Source organism: Klebsiella pneumoniae subsp. pneumoniae HS11286 (genome assembly GCF_000240185.1).
GTDB classification, from domain to species: domain Bacteria; phylum Pseudomonadota; class Gammaproteobacteria; order Enterobacterales; family Enterobacteriaceae; genus Klebsiella; species Klebsiella pneumoniae.
Genome location: NC_016845.1, coordinates 1,854,177 through 1,876,260 on the forward strand (window position 1 = coordinate 1,854,177; position 22,084 = coordinate 1,876,260).

Consider the following 22,084-nt stretch of genomic DNA (forward strand, 5'->3'; position numbering starts at 1 on the left):
CGCTTTGCAGGTGTCGTTATCGGAGTATTGGGCACGGCAATGTTACATCGCAGCAAAAATAAAGGCGACTTTTCGTCGCCTTCTTTACCTTTGTTACTGACTTGTAAAGATTATTTGCAAGCGTCAGCCAAACCGTCGAGGTAACGCTCCGCGTCCAGCGCCGCCATGCAGCCGGTGCCCGCAGAAGTGATGGCCTGACGATAGATATGGTCCATGACATCGCCGGCGGCGAACACGCCCGGGATGCTGGTCTGGGTCGCATTGCCGTGGATACCGGACTGCACTTTGATGTAGCCGTTCTCCAGCTCCAGCTGGCCCTCAAAGATGGCGGTGTTCGGGCTGTGGCCGATGGCGACAAATAAACCAGCCACTTCCAGGGACTCGACATTGTCGCTGTTTTTGGTATCGCGCAGGCGCAGGCCGCTGACGCCCATCTGGTCGCCGGTCACCTCTTCGAGGGTACGATCGGTATGCAGCACGATGTTGCCGCTTGCCACTTTATCCATCAGGCGTTTGATGAGGATTTTTTCCGCACGGAAGGAATCGCGACGGTGGATCAGGTGTACCTCAGAGGCGATATTCGACAGATACAGAGCCTCTTCCACTGCGGTGTTGCCGCCGCCGATCACCGCCACTTTCTGGTTGCGATAGAAGAATCCGTCGCAGGTAGCGCACGCGGAAACGCCGCGGCCTTTGAAGGCTTCTTCGGAAGGCAGGCCCAGGTAACGGGCGGAAGCGCCGGTGGCGATGATCAGCGCGTCACAGGTGTACTCGCCGCTGTCGCCTGTCAGACGGAACGGGCGGTTTTGCAAATCGACGCGGCTGATATGGTCGAAAATGATCTCGGTTTCAAATTTTGCGGCATGCTCGTGCATGCGCTCCATCAGCAGCGGACCGGTGAGATCGTTCGGATCGCCTGGCCAGTTTTCCACTTCCGTCGTGGTGGTCAGCTGACCGCCTTTTTCCATCCCGGTGATCAGCACCGGCTGCAGGTTGGCGCGTGCGGCATAGACCGCCGCGGTGTATCCCGCAGGTCCAGAACCAAGGATAAGCAGTTTACTGTGTTTGGCTGTGCCCATGAGATCCCCATAATAATTGGCATACATTGGGCTGGGATTGTAGGGAATTTGTTGTCGTAAAAAAAGAGCACAGCGATTTTGTTAACGATGTGTGCAATAGAAGCTGCCAATGAATTGGTGATTTTCCCGGCAAGGAATATAACTATTTCTACTGTCGGCGGGACAATTATAAGACGAAAAAATGAGAATCAACCAGGGCGGATGATGAATATCTGGCATCTTGTACTAAAAATCGATGTTTTGCTTTGACAATCACCTGTGCTTTTGCGAAAACATTCAAGGAAGAAGAAAAGCAGTATTTAGCGTGCGGCGAATTTTCATGCACGCAAATGCCATTTTTATCCGGGTTAACGAAATCTACGCATGGTGTGGACAGACGCCATGCGTGATGTCGGTGACTGCCGTCAGGCAACGGGCTTCTCACGTACCCCTGGGTTACCCAATGTCGTACGGGTGATAACAGGATGGGCTCTGGCAGTGAAGGCTCAGAGCCGGAACAGGAGTAGGGAAGGAATACAGAGAGACAATAATAATGGTAGATAGCAAGAAGCGCCCTGGCAAAGATCTCGACCGCATTGATCGTAACATCCTGAATGAATTGCAAAAAGATGGGCGAATTTCTAACGTCGAGCTTTCTAAACGGGTGGGACTTTCTCCGACGCCTTGCCTTGAGCGTGTGCGTCGTCTTGAAAGACAGGGTTTTATTCAGGGCTATACGGCGCTGCTCAACCCGCATTATCTGGATGCATCACTTCTGGTATTTGTTGAGATTACTCTGAATCGTGGCGCACCGGATGTGTTTGAGCAATTTAACGCCGCAGTACAAAAACTTGAAGAAATTCAAGAGTGTCATCTGGTTTCCGGTGATTTCGACTATCTGTTGAAAACCCGTGTACCGGATATGTCAGCGTATCGTAAATTACTGGGCGAGACCTTGCTGCGCCTGCCGGGCGTTAACGACACCCGTACCTACGTGGTAATGGAAGAAGTCAAGCAAAGTAATCGTCTGGTTATTAAGACGCGCTAACACGGAACAGGTGCAAACTCGACGTAGTTTGATTACACTCCTGTTAATCCATACAGCAACAGTGCCGGGGAGACCCGGCGCTGTTGTCCGTTTTAGCAGCAGGCAGGAAACAGCCTGATACCTGGAGAGCCTTTCTTGAGCCAGGAATACACCGAAGACAAAGAAGTCAAACTAACCAAACTCAGCAGCGGGCGCCGACTCCTTGAGGCGATGCTCATCCTTTGCTCCCTCTTCGCCATCTGGCTGATGGCGGCACTACTGAGCTTTAACCCCTCGGACCCCAGCTGGTCGCAAACGGCATGGCATGAGCCTATTCATAATTTAGGCGGCGCCCCCGGTGCGTGGCTTGCCGATACCCTCTTTTTCATTTTTGGCGTCATGGCCTACACCATCCCGGTGATCATCATCGGCGGATGCTGGTTTGCCTGGCGGCATCAGGAAAACGACGAATACATTGATTATTTTGCCGTTTCCCTTCGCCTCATCGGTGCGTTAGCCCTGATCCTGACCTCCTGTGGTCTGGCGGCGATTAACGCCGATGATATCTGGTACTTCGCCTCCGGCGGGGTGATCGGCAGCCTGCTGAGCACCACGCTGCAACCCCTGCTGCACAGCAGCGGCGGCACCATCGCCCTGTTGTGTATCTGGGCGGCCGGGCTGACGCTGTTCACCGGCTGGTCGTGGGTCAGCATTGCGGAAAAGCTGGGCGGCGGCATCCTGTCCGTTCTCACCTTTGCCAGCAACCGTACCCGTCGGGATGATACCTGGGTCGATGAAGGCGAATACGAAGACGACGAGGAAGAGTACGACGACGAAGAGGCGGCCAGGCCGCAGGAATCGCGTCGCGCCCGTATCTTACGCAGCGCGCTGGCGCGGCGTAAGCGTCTGGCCGAGAAGTTTACCAACCCTATGGGGCGTAAAACCGACGCTGCGCTTTTCTCCGGCAAACGGATGGATGACGGCGAAGAGGTGGTGCAATACAGCGCCAGCGGGGCGCCTGTTGCCGCCGACGATGTACTGTTTTCCGGCGCCAGCGCCGCGCGTCCCGCAGAGGATGATGTGCTGTTCTCCGGCGCCAGCGCCGTGCGCCCGGGCGATTTCGACCCTTACGATCCGTTGTTGAATGGCCACAGTATCGCTGAGCCGGTAAGCGCAGCGGCGGCGGCTACTGCCGCGCCGCAGGCGTGGGCAGAATCACCGGTGGGCCATCACGGCGCTGCGCCAGCTTATCAGCCGGAAGCCAGCTATCCGCCGCAGCAGGCCTATCAGCCTGAACCCGCTCCGTTCCAGCAGGCTGCTTATCAGCCGCCAGCGGGGCAAACCGCACCGCAGGCGTATCAGCCTGAGCCAGCGCCGTATCAACAGCCGGTTTACGATCCGCGTGCCGGTCAACCTGCGCCGCAGGCCTATCAGCCTGAGCCAGCGCCGTATCAACAGCCGGTTTACGATCCGCGTGCCGGTCAACCTGCGCCGCAGGCCTATCAGCCTGAGCCAGCGCCGTATCAGCAGCCGGCTTACGATCCGTATGCCGGTCAACCTGCGCCGCAGGCCTATCAGCCTGAGCCAGCGCCGTATCAGCAGCCGGCTTACGATCCGCATGCCGGTCAACCTGCGCCGCAGGCCTATCAGCCTGAGCCAGCGCCGTATCAGCAGCCGGCTTACGATCCGTATGCCGGTCAACCTGCGCCGCAGGCCTATCAGCCTGAGCCAGCGCCGTATCAGCAGCCGGCTTACGATCCCTATGCCGGTCAGCCTGCGCCTCAGACCTATCAGCAGCCGGCTTACGATCCGAATGCCGGCCAGCCCGCGCCGCAGCCGTATCAGCCGGAGCCAGCGGCGTATCAGCCGCAAAGCGCGCCAGTTCCCCCACCGGAGCCAGAGCCCGAGGTCGTGCAGGAGGAAGTGAAACGTCCGCCGCTCTATTATTTCGAGGAAGTGGAAGAGAAGCGGGCGCGCGAACGCGAGCTGTTGGCCTCCTGGTATCAGCCAATTCCTGAGCCGGAAAGTCCGATTGCCACTAAACCGCTGACGCCGCCGACCACTGCGTCCAAACCGCCAGTGGAGACAACCGTAGTCTCTGCGGTAGCGGCTGGGGTGCATCAGGCTACCGCCGCCAGCGGCGGCGCGGCGGCAGCAACCTCGTCCACTGCCGCATCCGCTGCGGCTACGCCATTGTTCAGCCCGGCGTCCAGCGGCCCACGGGTTCAGGTGAAAGAGGGCATCGGTCCAAAACTACCGCGGCCCAATCGCGTGCGTGTTCCTACGCGTCGGGAACTGGCCTCCTACGGCATCAAGCTACCGTCGCAGCGGGAGGCGGAACAGCGCGCGCGGCAGGCGGAGCGCGATCCGCATTATGATGATGAGCTGCTCTCGGATGAGGAAGCGGATGCTATGGAGCAGGATGAACTGGCTCGCCAGTTCGCCGCCACCCAGCAGCAGCGCTACGGTCATCGCTGGGAAGACGATAACGCGACTGATGACGATGAGGCCGACGCCGCCGCGGAAGCGGAGCTGGCGCGTCAGTTTGCCGCTACCCAGCAGCAGCGGTACGCTACCGAGCAGCCGCCGGGCGCCAACCCGTTCTCGCCGGCAGATTATGAATTCTCGCCGATGAAAACGTTGGTCAATGACGGCCCGAGCGAACCGCTGTTTACGCCGACGCCGGAAGTCCAGCCGCAGCAGCCGGCCCAGCGCTATCAACAACCGGCGGCCGCTCCGCAGCAGGGTTATCAACCTGCGCAGCATCAGCCGATACACCATCAGCCTGTGCCGCCGCAGCCGCAGTCCTATCCGACTGCGTCGCAGCCCGTGCAGCCGCAACAACCGGTTGCCCCTCAGGGGCATCAGCCTGCCGCCCCTGCGCCGCAGGAGAGCCTGATCCACCCGCTGCTGATGCGCAATGGCGATAGTCGACCGCTGCAAAAGCCGACCACGCCACTGCCGTCGCTGGATCTGCTTACCCCGCCGCCGAGTGAAGTCGAGCCGGTGGATACCTTTGCTCTCGAGCAGATGGCACGCCTGGTGGAAGCGCGACTCGCCGATTTCCGCATTAAAGCGGATGTGGTGAACTACTCACCGGGGCCGGTGATCACCCGCTTCGAACTGAATCTGGCGCCTGGCGTTAAGGCCGCACGGATCTCTAACCTGTCACGGGACCTGGCGCGATCGCTGTCAACGGTCGCCGTGCGCGTGGTGGAGGTGATCCCGGGCAAACCGTATGTCGGGCTTGAGCTGCCGAATAAAAAACGCCAGACCGTCTACCTGCGTGAAGTGCTCGACAACGCCAAGTTCCGTGATAACCCATCTCCGCTCACCGTGGTGTTGGGTAAAGACATCGCTGGCGATCCGGTAGTAGCCGATCTGGCGAAAATGCCGCATCTGCTGGTGGCCGGTACCACCGGTTCCGGTAAGTCTGTTGGCGTCAACGCCATGATCCTCAGCATGCTCTACAAGGCGCAGCCGGAAGATGTGCGTTTCATTATGATCGACCCGAAAATGCTCGAGCTGTCGGTCTACGAAGGAATTCCGCACCTGCTGACGGAAGTAGTCACCGACATGAAAGACGCCGCCAATGCGCTGCGCTGGAGCGTCAATGAGATGGAGCGCCGCTACAAGCTGATGTCGGCGCTGGGCGTGCGTAACCTCGCGGGCTACAACGAGAAGATCGCCGAAGCCGCGCGCATGGGACGTCCGATCCCGGATCCGTACTGGAAGCCTGGCGACAGCATGGACGCCGTACATCCGGTGCTGGAAAAACTGCCGTACATCGTGGTGCTGGTGGATGAATTCGCCGATCTGATGATGACCGTCGGCAAAAAGGTGGAAGAGCTGATCGCTCGCCTGGCGCAGAAAGCGCGCGCGGCGGGGATCCACCTGGTGCTGGCGACACAGCGTCCGTCGGTAGATGTTATTACCGGCCTGATTAAGGCCAACATCCCGACGCGCATCGCCTTTACCGTGTCGAGTAAAATTGACTCACGTACCATTCTCGATCAGGGCGGCGCGGAATCGCTGCTGGGTATGGGGGATATGCTTTACTCCGGGCCGAACTCTACCACGCCGGTGCGTGTCCACGGGGCGTTTGTGCGCGACCAGGAAGTCCACGCCGTGGTTCAGGACTGGAAAGCCCGCGGTCGCCCGCAATATGTGGATGGCATTACCTCCGACAGCGAAAGCGAAGGCGGCGGTGGCGGCTTCGACGGCGGGGAAGAGCTGGATCCGTTGTTCGATCAGGCAGTCAACTTTGTGACCGAGAAGCGCAAAGCGTCGATTTCCGGGGTTCAGCGTCAGTTCCGCATCGGCTATAACCGTGCCGCGCGTATTATCGAACAGATGGAAGCGCAGGGTATCGTCAGCGAGCAGGGCCATAACGGTAACCGCGAAGTGCTGGCGCCGCCGCCCTTTGAATGAGTGCAAAGTTGGGTAAATAAGCGCAAAATCAGCCAATTCTTCTGTCCCGCCGCCGCCGGCGGTCCTACAGTAGGGGCAGAAGAGGCTCCCGCGTCGGGAGTGACGCACATTAAGGAAGAACAATGAAAAAACTCGCAATCACCTGTGCATTACTGTCTGGTATGGTCGTCAGCCAGGTCTGGGCAGATGCGGCCAGCGACTTAAAAAGCCGTCTTGATAAAGTGAGCAGCTTCCATGCCAGCTTCACGCAAAAAGTCACCGACGGCAGCGGTAACGCCGTGCAGGACGGGCAGGGAGACCTGTGGGTGAAACGCCCGAACCTGTTTAACTGGCATATGACCCAGCCGGATGAGAGCGTCCTCGTTTCGGATGGTAAAACGCTGTGGTTCTATAACCCGTTCGTCGAGCAGGCCACGGCGACCTGGCTGAAAGACGCTACCAGCAACACGCCGTTTATGCTGATTGCCCGCAACCAGTCCAGCGACTGGCAGCAATATAATATCAAGCAAAATGGCGATGATTTTGTGCTGACGCCAAAAAGCGGCAGCGGCAACCTCAAGCAGTTCACGATCAACGTCGGTCGGGACGGCACTATCCATCAGTTCAGCGCCGTCGAGCAGGATGATCAGCGCAGCAGCTATCAGCTGAAATCGCAGCAGAACGGCGCCGTCGACGCAGCTAAGTTCACCTTTACGCCGCCGAAAGGGGTGACGGTGGACGATCAACGTAAGTAGAGGCGAAAGTGAGCAATCTGTCGCTCGATTTTTCCGACAACGCGTTTCAACCTCTGGCCGCTCGCATGCGGCCAGAAAATTTAGCGCAGTATATTGGCCAGCAGCACCTGCTGGCGCCGGGTAAACCCCTGCCGCGGGCCATTGAGGCCGGGCACCTGCATTCGATGATCCTCTGGGGGCCGCCGGGTACCGGCAAGACCACTCTGGCGGAAGTGATTGCCCGCTACGCCAGCGCCGATGTCGAACGGATCTCAGCGGTAACCTCCGGGGTGAAAGAGATTCGCGAGGCTATTGAGCGCGCGCGGCAAAATCGCAACGCCGGCCGGCGGACCATCCTGTTTGTTGACGAAGTGCATCGCTTTAATAAAAGCCAGCAGGATGCCTTTCTGCCGCATATTGAAGACGGCACCATTACTTTTATTGGCGCGACCACCGAAAACCCCTCCTTTGAGCTTAACTCGGCGCTGCTCTCCCGCGCTCGCGTCTACTTACTGAAATCGCTCACCACCGACGATATCGAGCGGGTGCTTGACCAGGCGATGAACGATAAAACCCGCGGCTACGGCGGCCAGGATATCATTTTGCCGGATGAGACCCGCAGGGCCATTGCCGAGCTAGTGAACGGCGACGCGCGGCGAGCGCTGAATACCCTGGAAATGATGGCCGATATGGCCGAAAGCGATGACTCGGGCAAGCGGGTGCTGAAGGCGGAACTGCTGACCGAGATCGCCGGCGAGCGTAGCGCGCGCTTTGATAATAAAGGCGACCGGTTCTACGATTTGATTTCTGCTCTGCATAAGTCGGTGCGCGGAAGCGCGCCGGATGCGGCACTTTACTGGTACGCGCGGATCATCACCGCCGGCGGCGATCCGCTGTACGTTGCCCGCCGCTGTCTGGCGATTGCCTCGGAAGATGTCGGCAACGCCGACCCGCGGGCGATGCAGGTCGCTATTTCGGCGTGGGATTGCTTTACCCGCGTCGGGCCGGCGGAAGGCGAACGGGCGATTGCCCAGGCCATCGTCTATCTGGCCTGCGCGCCGAAGAGCAACGCGGTGTACACCGCCTTCAAAGCGGCGCTGGCCGACGCGCGGGATCGTCCTGACTACGACGTTCCGGTTCATCTGCGCAATGCGCCGACGAAGCTGATGAAAGAGATGGGCTACGGCCAGGAGTATCGTTACGCTCATGACGAACCCAACGCCTACGCCGCCGGCGAGCAGTACTTCCCGCAGGAAATGGCGCAAACGCGCTATTATCACCCGACAAACCGGGGGCTTGAGGGCAAAATTGGCGAAAAGCTCGCCTGGCTCGCTGAACAGGATCAAAATAGCCCGATAAAACGCTACCGCTAATTGAGGCGTTGCGGTAAGGTTATTACACTATTTCCGTGGTCGTAGTCTGCGGCCACTTTTCTTTTTTAATTCGATAAGCACAGGATAAGCATGCTCGATCCCAATCTGCTGCGTACCGAGCCAGACGCAGTCGCAGAAAAACTGGCACGCCGGGGCTTTAAGCTGGATGTAGATAAACTTCGCGCGCTTGAAGAGCGTCGTAAAGTTCTGCAGGTGCAAACGGAAAACCTGCAGGCGGAGCGTAACTCCCGATCGAAATCCATTGGCCAGGCGAAAGCGCGCGGGGAAGACATCGAGCCATTACGCCTGGAAGTTAACAAGCTTGGCGAACAACTGGATGCTGCAAAATCCGAGCTGGAAACGCTGCTGGCGGAAATTCGCGATATCGCGCTGGCGATCCCGAATATTCCTCATGATGATGTGCCGGTTGGTCGCGATGAAAACGACAACGTTGAAGTTAGCCGCTGGGGTACGCCGCGTCAGTTCGATTTTGAGGTGCGCGATCATGTGACGCTGGGTGAAATGCACGGGGGGCTGGATTTTGCCGCCGCCGTTAAGCTCACCGGCTCGCGCTTCGTGGTGATGAAAGGGCAGCTGGCCCGTCTGCACCGCGCCCTGGCGCAGTTCATGCTGGATCTGCACACCGAACAGCATGGCTACAGCGAAAACTATGTCCCGTACCTGGTAAACCAGGACACCCTGTATGGCACTGGCCAGCTGCCGAAATTCGCCGGCGACCTGTTCCATACCCGTCCGCTGGAAGAAGAGGCTGACAGCAGCAACTACGCGCTGATCCCGACGGCGGAAGTGCCGCTGACCAACCTGGTGCGCGATGAAATCATCGACGAAGACGATCTGCCGATCAAAATGACCGCCCATACGCCGTGCTTCCGCTCTGAAGCCGGTTCCTATGGCCGCGACACCCGCGGTCTGATCCGTATGCACCAGTTCGATAAAGTTGAAATGGTGCAGATCGTCCGCCCGGAAGACTCTATGGCCGCGCTGGAAGAGATGACCGGTCACGCCGAGAAAGTGCTGCAGCTGCTGGGCCTGCCGTACCGTAAGGTCGCGCTGTGCACCGGCGATATGGGCTTCAGCGCCTGCAAAACCTATGACCTCGAAGTATGGGTTCCGGCGCAAAACACTTATCGTGAGATCTCCTCCTGCTCCAACGTCTGGGATTTCCAGGCGCGTCGTATGCAGGCTCGCTGCCGCAGCAAGTCCGATAAGAAGACCCGTCTCGTTCATACCCTGAATGGTTCTGGCCTGGCAGTAGGTCGTACGCTGGTGGCGCTGATGGAAAACTATCAGCAGGCTGATGGCCGTATCGAGATCCCGGAAGTGCTGCGCCCGTATATGCGCGGCCTCGAATATATCGGCTAAACTTCTCACTCCTTCTTTTAAAAGCGCCTGCGGGCGCTTTTTTTACGCCCTTATTGATACCGGGCAATAATCCTTTTCGCGAATGCAGTGATACTCCCTTTGGATTAAACCAGCATAAAAAACCAATAATATCGCAAAGCATTATATATATGTCTATATAACGCTTGTCAGTTTATTGTGAGCAACCAAAGCGAGTATCCATGAAAATTAAAGCCCCTGATGCTTTACTGGCTGCTGAGGTAAGCCGCCGTGGTCTGATGAAAACCACGGCAATAGGCGGCCTGGCGCTGGCCAGCAACGCACTAACGTTACCTTTTACCCGACTGTCGCATGCTGCCGATACGCCGGCGCCCGCCAGTGAGAAGGTGGTCTGGAGCGCCTGCACCGTCAACTGCGGTAGCCGTTGCCCGCTGCGCATGCACGTGGTGGATGGCGCGATTAAATACGTCGAAACCGATAATACCGGTGATGATAACTATGACGGTTTGCACCAGGTCCGCGCCTGCCTGCGTGGGCGTTCAATGCGCCGCCGGGTCTATAATCCGGACCGTCTGAAGTACCCGATGAAGCGCGTTGGTAAACGCGGTGAGGGCAAGTTCGAGCAAATCAGCTGGGAAGAGGCGTTGGATACCATCGCCAGCAATATGCAGCGGCTGATTAAAGAGTACGGCAACGAATCCATCTATCTGAACTACGGCACCGGCACGCTCGGCGGGACGCTGACCCGCTCCTGGCCGCCGGGGAAAACGCTGATTGCCCGTCTGATGAACTGCTGCGGTGGCTATCTCAACCATTATGGCGACTATTCATCAGCGCAGATTGCTGCCGGTCTGAATTACACCTACGGCGGCTGGGCGGACGGCAACAGCCCATCGGATATTGAAAACAGTCAGCTGGTGGTGCTGTTCGGCAATAACCCCGGCGAAACGCGGATGAGCGGCGGCGGGGTGACGTACTACCTTGAACAGGCGCGGCAGAAATCCAATGCCCGGATGATAATCATCGATCCGCGCTATACCGACACCGGCGCCGGGCGTGAAGATGAATGGATCCCGATTCGTCCTGGGACCGATGCGGCACTGGTTTCGGGCCTCGCGTGGGTGATGATCACCGAGAATCTGGTCGACCAGCCTTTCCTCGATAAATACTGCGTGGGATACGACGAGAAAACGCTGCCCGCCGGTGCGCCAGCCAATGGTCATTACAAAGCTTACATTCTTGGCCAGGGCATTGACGGTATCGCCAAAACGCCGGAGTGGGCCTCGACAATTACCGGTATTCCGCGCGAACGCATTGTTAAACTGGCGCGCGAAATTGCCACCGCCAAACCGGCCTATATTAGCCAGGGCTGGGGTCCGCAGCGTCACGCCAACGGAGAGATCGCCACCCGCGCCATCTCAATGCTCGCCATTCTGACGGGTAACGTCGGGATCAACGGCGGCAATAGCGGGGCGCGCGAGGGCTCGTATAGTCTGCCTTTTGAGCGTATGCCGACGCTGGAGAATCCGGTTGAGACCAGTATCTCGATGTTTATGTGGACCGATGCGATTGAGCGCGGCCCGGAAATGACCGCTCTGCGCGACGGCGTACGCGGTAAAGATAAGCTCGACGTGCCGATCAAAATGATCTGGAACTATGCGGGCAACTGTCTGATTAACCAGCATTCTGAGATCAACCGGACCCACGAAATCCTGCAGGACGACAAGAAATGCGAGATGATTGTGGTCATTGACTGCCATATGACCTCCTCGGCGAAATACGCTGATATTCTGCTGCCGGACTGTACCGCCTCCGAGCAGATGGATTTCGCGCTGGATGCCTCCTGCGGCAACATGTCCTACGTTATCTTTGCCGATCAGGCCATCAAGCCGCGCTTTGAATGCAAAACCATCTATGAGATGACCAGCGAACTGGCAAAGCGTCTGGGCGTCGAAGAGCAGTTTACCGAGGGCCGTACCCAGGAAGGCTGGATGCGCTATCTGTATGAGCAGTCGCGCAAAGCGATTCCCGACCTGCCGGATTTCGACACCTTCCGTCAGCAGGGCATCTATAAGCAGCGCGATCCGCAAGGTCATCATGTGGCCTACAAAGCCTTCCGTGAGGATCCGCAGGCTAATCCGCTGACAACGCCTTCGGGCAAGATCGAAATTTACTCGCAGGATCTGGCGAAAATCGCGGCCACCTGGGAGTTGCCGGAAGGGGATGTTATCGATCCGCTGCCGATCTACACCCCGGGTTTCGAAAACTACAACGATCCGCTGACAGCGAAATACCCGCTACAGCTCACCGGCTTCCACTATAAATCTCGCGTCCACTCGACCTACGGCAACGTCGATGTGCTGAAGGCCGCCTGTCGGCAGGAGATGTGGATTAACCCGATCGACGCCCGCAAGCGCGGCATTGCCAACGGCGATCGTATTCGCATCTTCAACGATCGGGGTGAAGTGCATATCGAAGCGAAGGTGACGCCGCGCATGATGCCGGGCGTCGTCGCGCTGGGGGAAGGGGCCTGGTACAACCCGGACGCCTCGCGTGTGGATCAGGCGGGCAGCATCAACGTGCTGACCACCCAGCGTCCGTCGCCGCTGGCGAAGGGAAACCCGTCGCATACCAACCTTGTTCAGGTTGAGAAGCTGTAAGGAGTAACCGATGACAACTCAGTATGGATTTTTTATTGATTCCGCCCGTTGCACCGGTTGCAAAACCTGCGAACTGGCCTGTAAGGACTACAAGAACCTGACCCCGGAGGTCAGCTTCCGCCGCATCTATGAATATGCCGGCGGCGACTGGCAGGAGGACAACGGCGTCTGGCAGCAGAACGTGTTTGCCTATTACCTCTCAATCGCCTGTAACCACTGTGAAGATCCGGCCTGCACCAAGGTCTGTCCGAGCGGCGCGATGCATAAGCGCGAAGACGGTTTTGTGGTGGTCAACGAAGAGGTATGCATTGGCTGCCGCTACTGCCATATGGCCTGCCCGTACGGCGCCCCACAGTACAACGCCGACAAAGGCCATATGACCAAGTGCGATGGCTGTCACGAGCGCGTCGCCGAGGGGAAAAAGCCGATCTGCGTCGAGTCCTGCCCGCTGCGGGCGTTGGATTTCGGGCCGATTGCCGAACTGCGCGCTAAGCACGGCCAGCTGGCCGCGGTAGCGCCGCTGCCGTCGGCGCACTTTACCCGGCCGAGTATCGTTATCAAACCTAACGCCAATGCCCGGCCGTGTGGCGATACCACCGGTTACCTGGCGAACCCGAAGGAGGTGTGAGATGGGAAACGGATGGCATGAATGGCCGCTGATGGTCTTTACGGTCTTCGGCCAGTGCGTCGTAGGCGGCTTTATTGTTCTGGCGCTGGCGCTGATGACAGGCAAGCTTTCCCGTGAGCAGGAGCAGCGCGTGGTGGGCAGCATGTTCGGCCTGTGGGTATTGATGGGGATCGGGTTTATTGCCTCGACGATGCACCTTGGCTCGCCGCTGCGGGCCTTTAATTCGCTGAATCGCGTGGGAGCCTCGTCGCTGAGTAATGAAATCGCCAGCGGGGCGATCTTCTTCGCCGTCGGCGGAATTGGCTGGCTGCTGGCCGTGTGCAAAAAGCTGCCTGCCGGCCTGCGGAGCCTGTGGCTGGTGGTGACCATGGTGCTGGGCGTGATTTTCGTGTGGATGATGGTGCGGGTATACAACACCATCGACACGGTGCCGACCTGGTACACCGTTTGGACGCCGCTGAGCTTCTTCCTGACGCTGTTTATCGGCGGTCCACTGCTGGGCTACCTGCTGCTGCGCGTCGCAGGCGTCGATGGTTGGGCGCTGCGCCTGCTGCCGGTGGTTAGTTTGCTGGCGCTGCTGGTCAGTATTATGGTGGTCGTGATGCAGGGAAGTGAACTTGCCACCATCCGCAGCTCAGTTCAGCAGGCCTCCGCCCTGGTGCCGGATTACGGGTTGCTTATGGCCTGGCGCGTGGTGCTGCTGGCCCTGGCCCTGGCCTGCTGGTGCGTGCCGCAGATTCGCGGCCGCAAACCGGCGGTCTCGCTGCTCGGCCTGGCCTTTGTTCTGATACTGGCGGGAGAGATGATCGGCCGCGGCGTATTCTATGGCCTGCATATGACCGTTGGGATGGCTGTCGCCAGTTAACTACCTCCATCATGCCGGTGCCTAACCACCGGCATGATGAAAACGTGCTGTCGATAGATGAAATTTTTCAACTGAAATTAACTTCGGCATTTATTAATAAACCAGCAAAAACAATAGCGTATTATCTGTTGTCTCACCTTTTTCCATCCTCTGGATAAAAAACTTCTATCGTAGCCGACAAAACCGCGTCACGCCTGATTTCAGGTGGATTGACAATGTTTTTAGCAGTGGCATGATGCGCTCGCGATCTGAACATTCCTCACGGTTTTTACCCATGACCATCTACACCCGGCCAGTGCAAATGCTGCTCTGTGGCCTGCTTTTATTGACCCTGGCGATAGCGGTGCTGAATACGCTCGTCCCGCTCTGGCTCGCCCATGAAAACATGCCAACCTGGCAGGTCGGCATGGTGGGGTCATCCTATTTTACCGGCAACCTGGCAGGTACGTTGCTGGCCGGCTGGGTGATCAAGCGCCTGGGGTTTAACCGTAGCTATTATCTCGCATCGTTAATTTTCGCCGTCGGCTGCGTAGGGCTGGGGATCACCGTTGGCTTCTGGACATGGCTGAGCTGGCGTTTTATCGCCGGCGTAGGTTGCGCGATGATCTGGGTGGTGGTGGAAAGCGCGCTGGTTTGCAGCGGCACTTCCCGCAGTCGCGGTCGTCTGCTGGCGGCGTACATGATGGTCTATTACGTCGGTACCGTACTGGGCCAGCTGATGGTCAGTAAATTACCCACCGATTTAATGAGCGTCCTGCCGTGGGTGACCGGCCTGGCGCTGGCGGCGATCCTGCCGTTGCTGTTTACCCGCATTATGGGGCAGGCAGAAGAGCCGCATGAAACGGTACGTATCTGGCCGATGCTGAAGCTACGCCAGGCGCGCCACGGGGTCAATGGCTGTATTATTTCGGGGATTGTCCTCGGCTCGCTGTATGGCCTGATGCCGCTGTGGCTGAACCATCAGGGCGTCAGCGACTCCGGCATCGGCTTCTGGATGGCGGTGATGGTGAGTGCGGGGATCCTCGGCCAGTGGCCGGTAGGGCGCCTGGCAGACCGCTACGGTCGCCTGCTGGTGCTGCGGGTACAGGTCTTTGTGGTCATTCTGGGATGTCTGGCGATGCTTAGTCAGGCGGCAATGGCCCCGGCGCTGTTTGTGCTTGGGGCATCTGGTTTCACGCTGTATCCGGTGGCGATGGCCTGGGCCTGTGAAAAAGTGGAGCACCATCAGCTGGTGGCGATGAATCAGGCGCTGCTGATGAGCTATACCATCGGCAGCCTGCTGGGCCCGACCCTGACGGCGATGCTGATGCAGAACTTCTCAGACAACCTGCTGTTTATCATGATCGCCAGCGTGTCGTTTATCTATCTGCTGACCCTGCTGCGCAAAGCCGGGCATCATCCGACGCCGGTGGCGCACGCCTGACCCTGCAACGCGCAGCGCATGCTGCGCGTCATCTGCTGCAATCGCATAGGCTTACTGCTGCAGAGAGGACAAGTCGTTTTTCATGAGAATGAAACGGCGGGGCGGACACAGCTTCCCACGCCGTTGCAGGCCGGCATAAGCGCATCACCGGCCCGGGCGGGATTAGTACATTACTTTGTGACCATACTGCTCAAGGATGCCTTTTACCCGCTCCATGGTCTCTTTCTTCGGCGGATGGACGCCGTCCAGCTTGTACTCTTCGCCCATCGCTACCCATTTGTGTTTACCCAGCTCATGGTAGGGCAGCAGCTCGATTTTTTCGACATTGCCCATATCGCGGGTAAATTCGCCCAGGCGGTGCGCGGAATCATCATCGTCTGACCAGCCGGGAACCACCACGTAGCGGATCCAGACATTGATATTCTTCTTCGCCAGATACTGGGCGAATTCCAGCGTACGATGGTTAGAGACGCCGACCAGGTTCTGGTGAATCTCATCGTTCATCTGCTTGAGATCCAGCATCACCAGGTCTGTTACCTCCAGCAGCTCGTCGATAACCGGATCGTAGCGACGTACGAAGCCGTTGGTATCCAGGCAGGTGTGGATGCCTTCTTTCTTACACGCGCGGAACCAGTCGCGAACAAACTCCGCCTGCAGGATCGCCTCACCGCCCGAGGCGGTGACGCCGCCGCCGGAAGCATTCATAAAGTGACGATAGGTCACCACCTCTTTCATTAATTCTTCAACGGTGATTTCTTTGCCGCCGTGGGTATCCCAGGTGTCACGGTTATGGCAGTACAGGCAGCGCATCAGGCAGCCCTGGAAAAAGGTAATAAAGCGGATGCCCGGGCCATCAACGGTACCACAGGATTCAAAGGAGTGAATGCGACCAATAACTGACATTGCGGTGTTTTCTCCAGATGTGGCCCATCCGGGGCCGTGTTGGTGCGCAGCTCAGCGGCTGCGTCGAGTCTGTTTTGACAGGTACCCAAAGTATAGATAACTGGCAAAGCAGGCTGGGGTGGGGAATGCTTGTTAAAAAGGCCCCACTGATGTGGGGCCTTTATTGTACGCCTTTTCAGTCAGACAGGGAATTACATGGTCTGAGTGAAGGTACGGGTAATAACATCCTGCTGCTGTTCTTTGGTCAGGGAGTTAAAACGTACGGCGTAGCCAGATACGCGGATGGTCAGCTGCGGATATTTTTCCGGGTTTTCCATCGCGTCGAGCAGCATTTCGCGGTTCATGACGTTCACGTTCAGGTGCTGACCACCTTCGATGGACGCTTCGTGATGGAAGTAACCATCCATCAGACCTGCCAGGTTGGTCTTACGAACTTCGTCGTCTTTACCCAGCGCGTTCGGCACGATAGAGAAGGTATAAGAGATACCATCTTTCGCGTAAGCAAACGGCAGTTTAGCGACGGAGGTCAGAGAGGCTACTGCACCTTTCTGGTCACGGCCGTGCATCGGGTTAGCACCTGGACCGAACGGCGCGCCAGCGCGACGACCGTCTGGGGTATTACCGGTTTTCTTACCGTACACCACGTTAGAGGTGATGGTCAGAACAGACTGAGTCGGGATAGCGTTGCGGTAGGTGTGCAGTTTCTGAATTTTCTTCATGAAACGTTCAACCAGGTCAACGGCCATGTCATCGACGCGAGGGTCGTTGTTACCAAACTGCGGGTATTCGCCTTCGATTTCGAAGTCGATAGCCAGACCGTCTTCGTCACGAATCGGTTTAACTTTCGCATATTTGATAGCAGACAGGGAGTCAGCAGCAACGGACAGACCAGCGATACCACACGCCATGGTGCGGATAACGTCACGGTCGTGCAGCGCCATCAGAGAGGCTTCGTAGCTGTACTTGTCGTGCATGTAGTGGATGATGTTCAGCGCGGTGACGTACTGTTTAGCCAGCCAGTCCATGAAGTGATCCATGCGATCCATTACTTCGTCGAAGTTCAGGACGTCGCCTTTGATCGGTTCAGATTTCGGACCAACCTGCATTTTCAGTTTTTCATCCACGCCGCCGTTGATAGCGTACAGCATGGTTTTCGCGAGGTTAGCGCGAGCGCCGAAGAACTGCATTTGCTTACCAACAACCATCGGGCTTACGCAGCATGCGATAGCGTAGTCGTCGTTGTTGAAGTCCGGACGCATCAGGTCATCGTTCTCATACTGCAGAGAAGAGGTATCGATGGACACTTTAGCGGCGAATTTCTTGAAGCTCAGCGGCAGTTTTTCAGACCACAGGATAGTAATGTTCGGCTCCGGAGACGGCCCCATGGTATACAGGGTGTTCAGGAAGCGGAAGCTGTTTTTGGTCACCAGAGTACGGCCGTCAACGCCCATACCGCCGATGGATTCCGTTGCCCAAATCGGGTCGCCGGAGAACAGTTCATCATATTCCGGGGTACGCAGGAAGCGAACCATACGCAGTTTCATGACCAGGTGGTCAACCATTTCCTGCGCGTCTTGCTCGGTGATTTTACCCGCCTGCAGGTCACGCTCGATGTAGATATCCAGGAAGCTGGAGGTACGACCGAAGGACATTGCCGCGCCGTTCTGAGATTTCACGGCAGCCAGGTAACCGAAGTAGGTCCACTGAATCGCTTCCTGAGCGGTGGTCGCCGGACCGGAGATGTCATAGCCATATTTAGCCGCCATCTCTTTGATCTGGCCCAGTGCGCGGTGTTGTTCAGCGATTTCTTCACGCAGACGGATGGTCGCTTCCAGGTCTTCGCCGCTTTCCAGTTTCGCTTGCAGAGAGTTGAACTGGGCGAATTTGTCTTTCATCAGGAAGTCGATACCGTACAGCGCAACGCGACGGTAGTCACCGATGATACGACCACGACCGTAAGCATCCGGCAGACCCGTCAGCACGCCGGATTTACGGCAGCGCAGGATGTCCGGGGTATAGACGTCGAAAACGCCCTGGTTGTGAGTTTTACGGTACTCTGTGAAGATTTTTTTCAGCATCGGGTCCAGCTCGCGATTATACGCTTTGCAGGAACCTTCAACCATTTTGATACCACCGAACGGGATGATCGCACGTTTCAGCGGCGCTTCGGTCTGCAGACCAACGATTTTTTCCAGACCTTTCTCGATATAGCCCGCGTCGTGAGAGGTGATGGTGGAAGCCAGGGCAGTGTCAAAATCAACAGGCGCGTGAGTGCGGTTTTCCTGTTTTACACCTTCCATTACGGTGTCCCACAGCTTGGTGGTCGCTTCAGTCGCGCCAGCCAGGAAGGATTCGTCGCCTTCATATGGGGTGTAGTTTTTCTGAATAAAGTCACGGACGTTGACTTCATTCTGCCAGTCACCTTTCGCAAAACCTTCCCAGGCTGTGGCTAACTTTTCATTAAGCTCGGACATGTAACACCTACCTTCTTAAGTGGATTTTTTATTTACTGCCTGAAACAACCCTTAGTGATGGTCGTTGCCACGCAGGTAAATGACCCAGTATGTCAACCCGACCAGCAGACCCCCGCCGATAATGTTCCCGATAGTTACCGGAATCAGGTTATCAGTGATGAAGTTCATAACGGTCAAGTGAGAGAAACTTTCCGGAGTCGAACCGATGGCGGTCCAGAATTCCGGGCTTGCAAAGTTGCGGATTACGATACCCATCGGGATCATAAACATGTTGGCGATGCTGTGCTCAAAGCCGCTGGCAACGAACATCGCTACCGGCAGGACCATGATCATCGCTTTATCCATCAGGCTACGACCGGAATAGCTCATCCATACGGCGAGACAAACCATCAGGTTAGCGAGGATACCCAGGCTCACGGCCTCCACAAAAGTATGATGCATTTTGTGGTCGGCGGTCTGCAGAACGTTTAGCCCCCAGCCGCCGTTGGCAGTCATATATTCGCCTGATAACCACATCAGCAGCACAAACAGCAGCGCGCCCACCAGGTTACCAAAATAGACGTTGAGCCAGTTTTTTGCCAGTTGCCCCCAGGTAATTCGACCGCTGGCTTTGGCCACCACGATCAGTACCGTAGAGGTAAAGAGGTCAGCGCCGCAGATAACGCACAGAATCAGACCCAGAGAAAAACAGATCCCACCGATAAGTTTGGCAATCCCATAAGGCATCGCGGCAGTGCCGGTGGTCGCGGTGATATAGAATACGAAAGCGATGGAGATGAAAACGCCAGCGGTGATCGCCAGATAAAACGTCTTCATCGGATGCTTCGTTGCTTTATAGACACCTGCTTCTTCGGCGACTTTCGCCATCGCGGCAGGGAGCAAAAGATCAAAAGGGTTGTCAGCTTTCACACTAACTCTCTCTTTATATAAGTTGGCGGTGAGATACTAACAAAGCATTATAGAAGGGAAATTGATATAGATCATATCTCACCGGAACTATATGCCTTTTTAGTGTGTGGTTTTTATTGAAATTATCAGTAAGCTCATGAAATGTATAGAGAAAATAATTTTTAAATTTTATAAATAATGTTGAATTTTTTCTTTTTTACCCCATTTTTGAGTTAATTAAAATGGAGTATTTTTATTAAATTTAACAATTGATAAATGATGAAATGGCGTTATTTAACATTAATTAACTTTACAACTACAAATTATAGGAGGCGCTTTCTTAGGGTTAAATAACGGAGCCGCTGAGGGCTCCGTTGTAAGCATGAACGATGGCGCAAGCTGGGCTTATTTTGCCCAAAACGCCGCTTTCGCCCGCTGCAGTTTTTCATAGGCTTTCAGCAGCGACTGATGGGCCGGGAAGGCCTGCAGATCGCTATCGACCGCCTGGAGACCATAGAACGGCGCTTCCCCGCTCAGCGCCGCGCTGGCGGCTTCGACCGCGTCTGCGCCGTACATACGGATGAAGGCGTTCAGGTACTGCAGTGGCTGACGCTCTTCTTCCTGGCTCAGCAGCAGCAGGGTTTGCAGACAGCGATAGTAGTTCGCGCGCTCCGCGCTGAAGACCGAAGCATTAAATTCCATGGTCCACTCGGTCCAGATCAGCGCCTGTTCCAGATCGCCGCCGGCCAGGGCCAGCATCGCTTTCAGCTCGCCGACGCGCAGGGTATACCAGCCGTTGTCTTTTCCGGTGGCGAGCCCCAGCAGTTCGCGAACGCGGGTGAAATCATCCAGACCCTCATCGTCCATCTGCTCGATCAGCGCCAGGTAATCTTCTTTATCCCACTCGCTGCCCGGCAGGGACAGAATGGTGTCCCGCAGATGAGCGCCCATGCTGTTGTTCGCCAGCCACAGGTCTTCCGCCGGGTATATGTCCGACATCCCCGGGACGATGATACGGCAGGCGTAAACGCCCAGGTGCTCGTAGTCGGCGATGTACACTTCTTTATCTTCGGCCTTGAAGATGGCCATCAGGGTGGCGAACTCTTCTTCGGTAGTACCAGAGAAGCTCCAGTCAACGAATGGATAGTCGGCGTCCTGCTTGAACATATCCCAGGAGATCAGGCCGCTGGAGTCGATAAAGTGGGTTTCGAGGTTCGCGTGCTCGGCGACCTCTTCGTCATCGAAGGTTGGCGGCGTGAAGACGTCGAGGTCTTTCAGGCTGCGGCCCTGCAGCAGTTCGGTGACGGTTCGCTCCAGCGCCACGCCAAAGTCCGGGTGGGCGCCGAAGGAGGCGAAGCAGGTGCCGTTAGCCGGGTTAAACAGCACGACGCAGATAACCGGATATTTGCCGCCGAGCGAGCCATCATAGGCAAAGATCGGGAAACCTTCAGCTTCCAGTTTGGCGATCGACTCCACGACGCCCGGATAGCGCGCCATGACTTCCGCCGGGATCTCCGGCAGGCTGATGCTTTCAGCGATGATGCGGTTTTTAATGTGACGTTCAAAGACCTCTGACAGACCCTGTACCCGCGCTTCGTTGCGGGTGTTACCGGCGGACATGCCGTTGGAGACGTACAGGTTGCCGACAATATTCATCGGAATATAGACGGTTTCGCCGTCGGACTGGCGGGTAAAAGGCAGACCGCACACGCCGCGCTCATCGTTACCCGACTGCAGATCCACCAGCATACTGGCCGTTAACTGATCGTCAGGATCGTAGAACGCGCGCAGGCGGGCATCCAGCAGACCTTCCGGGACTTCATCATCCTCAGTCAGCGGGAACCACTTTTCGTTCGGGTAGTGAACAAACGGGCCGTTAGCGATTGTGTCGCCTAACCAGAAGTCGGCGAAGAAATAGTTAGTGGACAGACGTTCGAAATATTCGCCCAGCGCGGAGGCCAGGGCTGCCTTTTTGGTGGCGCCTTTACCATTGGTAAAGCACAGCGCGCACGCTTTATCGCGAATGTGAACGGACCACACGTGCGGCACCGGGTTCAGCCACGAGGCCTCTTCGATATCAAATCCGAGGTCGAGCAATTTCTGCTGGAAGCGAGCGATGGAATCTTCCAGGGCGGCATCTTTGCCGGGAATAAACGTTTGGGTCATGGCGATCACTTTTGTCGTACGGAAAGCGCGCAATGATACGGCTTTTATCTGACAGGTGCTATCTCCATCATCTGGCTATGCTTAGAGGCATCTTTAATACACAGGGAGATGGA

The 22,084-nt window shown here is 56.9% G+C and carries 16 protein-coding genes; 11 read left to right on the forward strand and 5 right to left on the reverse strand.

Annotated elements, in window-relative coordinates; translation table 11 throughout:
* Positions 1-110: 110 nt before the first annotated feature.
* Positions 111-1,079, reverse strand: a complete 969-nt coding sequence (locus KPHS_17980; RefSeq protein ID YP_005226098.1) for a thioredoxin reductase — start codon at positions 1,077-1,079, stop codon at positions 111-113.
* A 117-nt stretch (positions 1,080-1,196) separates the two neighbouring features.
* Here KPHS_17980 and KPHS_17990 point away from each other — a divergent pair, with 117 nt between their 5' ends.
* The 11 genes from KPHS_17990 (at position 1,197) to KPHS_18090 (ending at position 15,540) form a co-directional block, all read left to right on the forward strand.
* Positions 1,197-1,328 carry a hypothetical protein gene (locus KPHS_17990; RefSeq protein ID YP_005226099.1) on the forward strand — a complete coding sequence of 44 codons (132 nt, stop codon included), beginning with the start codon at positions 1,197-1,199 and terminating at the stop codon, positions 1,326-1,328.
* Between the two features lie 283 nt (positions 1,329-1,611).
* The gene (locus KPHS_18000) at positions 1,612-2,106 is read left to right on the forward strand and encodes a leucine-responsive transcriptional regulator (protein YP_005226100.1); all 495 of its coding nucleotides are present in this window, start codon (positions 1,612-1,614) and stop codon (positions 2,104-2,106) included.
* Positions 2,107-2,241: 135 nt separating this feature from the next.
* On the forward strand, positions 2,242-6,516 hold the full coding sequence (locus tag KPHS_18010) for a cell division protein (RefSeq protein ID YP_005226101.1): 4,275 nt from the start codon (positions 2,242-2,244) through the stop codon (positions 6,514-6,516).
* A 122-nt stretch (positions 6,517-6,638) separates the two neighbouring features.
* Positions 6,639-7,250: an outer-membrane lipoprotein carrier protein gene (locus tag KPHS_18020; protein ID YP_005226102.1), complete on the forward strand. Its 612-nt coding sequence runs from the start codon at positions 6,639-6,641 to the stop codon at positions 7,248-7,250.
* Positions 7,251-7,258: 8 nt separating this feature from the next.
* Positions 7,259-8,602 carry a recombination factor protein RarA gene (locus KPHS_18030; RefSeq protein YP_005226103.1) on the forward strand — a complete coding sequence of 448 codons (1,344 nt, stop codon included), beginning with the start codon at positions 7,259-7,261 and terminating at the stop codon, positions 8,600-8,602.
* A 90-nt stretch (positions 8,603-8,692) separates the two neighbouring features.
* The gene (locus KPHS_18040; protein YP_005226104.1) at positions 8,693-9,985 is read left to right on the forward strand and encodes a seryl-tRNA synthetase; all 1,293 of its coding nucleotides are present in this window, start codon (positions 8,693-8,695) and stop codon (positions 9,983-9,985) included.
* A gap of 200 nt (positions 9,986-10,185) precedes the next feature.
* The gene (locus KPHS_18050) at positions 10,186-12,624 is read left to right on the forward strand and encodes an anaerobic dimethyl sulfoxide reductase subunit A (RefSeq protein ID YP_005226105.1); all 2,439 of its coding nucleotides are present in this window, start codon (positions 10,186-10,188) and stop codon (positions 12,622-12,624) included.
* A 10-nt stretch (positions 12,625-12,634) separates the two neighbouring features.
* Positions 12,635-13,252, forward strand: a complete 618-nt coding sequence (locus KPHS_18060) for an anaerobic dimethyl sulfoxide reductase subunit B (protein ID YP_005226106.1) — start codon at positions 12,635-12,637, stop codon at positions 13,250-13,252.
* Position 13,253: 1 nt separating this feature from the next.
* Positions 13,254-14,117 (forward strand): anaerobic dimethyl sulfoxide reductase subunit C, encoded by an 864-nt coding sequence (locus KPHS_18070; RefSeq protein ID YP_005226107.1) that lies wholly within the window; start codon positions 13,254-13,256, stop codon positions 14,115-14,117.
* 11 nt (positions 14,118-14,128) lie between these two features.
* Positions 14,129-14,275 (forward strand): hypothetical protein, encoded by a 147-nt coding sequence (locus KPHS_18080; protein YP_005226108.1) that lies wholly within the window; start codon positions 14,129-14,131, stop codon positions 14,273-14,275.
* 116 nt (positions 14,276-14,391) lie between these two features.
* A complete protein-coding gene (locus KPHS_18090) occupies positions 14,392-15,540 on the forward strand; it encodes an MFS family transporter (RefSeq protein ID YP_005226109.1) in 1,149 nt (382 codons plus the stop codon).
* Positions 15,541-15,702: 162 nt separating this feature from the next.
* Here KPHS_18090 and KPHS_18100 read toward each other — a convergent pair whose 3' ends face one another.
* The 4 genes from KPHS_18100 to KPHS_18130 all read right to left on the reverse strand — a co-directional run bounded on the left by KPHS_18100 (position 15,703) and on the right by KPHS_18130 (position 21,971).
* Positions 15,703-16,443 carry a pyruvate formate lyase-activating enzyme 1 gene (locus tag KPHS_18100; RefSeq protein ID YP_005226110.1) on the reverse strand — a complete coding sequence of 247 codons (741 nt, stop codon included), beginning with the start codon at positions 16,441-16,443 and terminating at the stop codon, positions 15,703-15,705.
* A 191-nt stretch (positions 16,444-16,634) separates the two neighbouring features.
* On the reverse strand, positions 16,635-18,917 hold the full coding sequence (locus KPHS_18110; RefSeq protein YP_005226111.1) for a formate acetyltransferase 1: 2,283 nt from the start codon (positions 18,915-18,917) through the stop codon (positions 16,635-16,637).
* A 51-nt stretch (positions 18,918-18,968) separates the two neighbouring features.
* The gene (locus KPHS_18120; protein ID YP_005226112.1) at positions 18,969-19,826 is read right to left on the reverse strand and encodes a putative formate transporter; all 858 of its coding nucleotides are present in this window, start codon (positions 19,824-19,826) and stop codon (positions 18,969-18,971) included.
* Between the two features lie 384 nt (positions 19,827-20,210).
* Complete coding sequence (locus tag KPHS_18130; protein YP_005226113.1) at positions 20,211-21,971, reverse strand: 30S ribosomal protein S12 methylthiotransferase accessory protein YcaO; 1,761 nt, start codon at positions 21,969-21,971, stop codon at positions 20,211-20,213.
* Between the last annotated feature and the right edge of the window lie 113 nt (positions 21,972-22,084).

Bases quoted from the DNA above. Each gene is read 5' to 3' on its own strand.
- KPHS_17980 (YP_005226098.1), bottom strand. From the start codon at position 1,079: ATGGGCACAGCCAAACACAGTAAACTGCTTATCCTTGGTTCTGGACCT.
- KPHS_18000 (YP_005226100.1), top strand. From the start codon at position 1,612: ATGGTAGATAGCAAGAAGCGCCCTGGCAAAGATCTCGACCGCATTGAT.
- KPHS_18020 (YP_005226102.1), top strand. From the start codon at position 6,639: ATGAAAAAACTCGCAATCACCTGTGCATTACTGTCTGGTATGGTCGTC.
- KPHS_18040 (YP_005226104.1), top strand. From the start codon at position 8,693: ATGCTCGATCCCAATCTGCTGCGTACCGAGCCAGACGCAGTCGCAGAA.
- KPHS_18050 (YP_005226105.1), top strand. From the start codon at position 10,186: ATGAAAATTAAAGCCCCTGATGCTTTACTGGCTGCTGAGGTAAGCCGC.
- KPHS_18060 (YP_005226106.1), top strand. From the start codon at position 12,635: ATGACAACTCAGTATGGATTTTTTATTGATTCCGCCCGTTGCACCGGT.
- KPHS_18070 (YP_005226107.1), top strand. From the start codon at position 13,254: ATGGGAAACGGATGGCATGAATGGCCGCTGATGGTCTTTACGGTCTTC.
- KPHS_18080 (YP_005226108.1), top strand. From the start codon at position 14,129: ATGCCGGTGCCTAACCACCGGCATGATGAAAACGTGCTGTCGATAGAT.
- KPHS_18090 (YP_005226109.1), top strand. From the start codon at position 14,392: ATGACCATCTACACCCGGCCAGTGCAAATGCTGCTCTGTGGCCTGCTT.
- KPHS_18100 (YP_005226110.1), bottom strand. From the start codon at position 16,443: ATGTCAGTTATTGGTCGCATTCACTCCTTTGAATCCTGTGGTACCGTT.
- KPHS_18110 (YP_005226111.1), bottom strand. From the start codon at position 18,917: ATGTCCGAGCTTAATGAAAAGTTAGCCACAGCCTGGGAAGGTTTTGCG.
- KPHS_18130 (YP_005226113.1), bottom strand. From the start codon at position 21,971: ATGACCCAAACGTTTATTCCCGGCAAAGATGCCGCCCTGGAAGATTCC.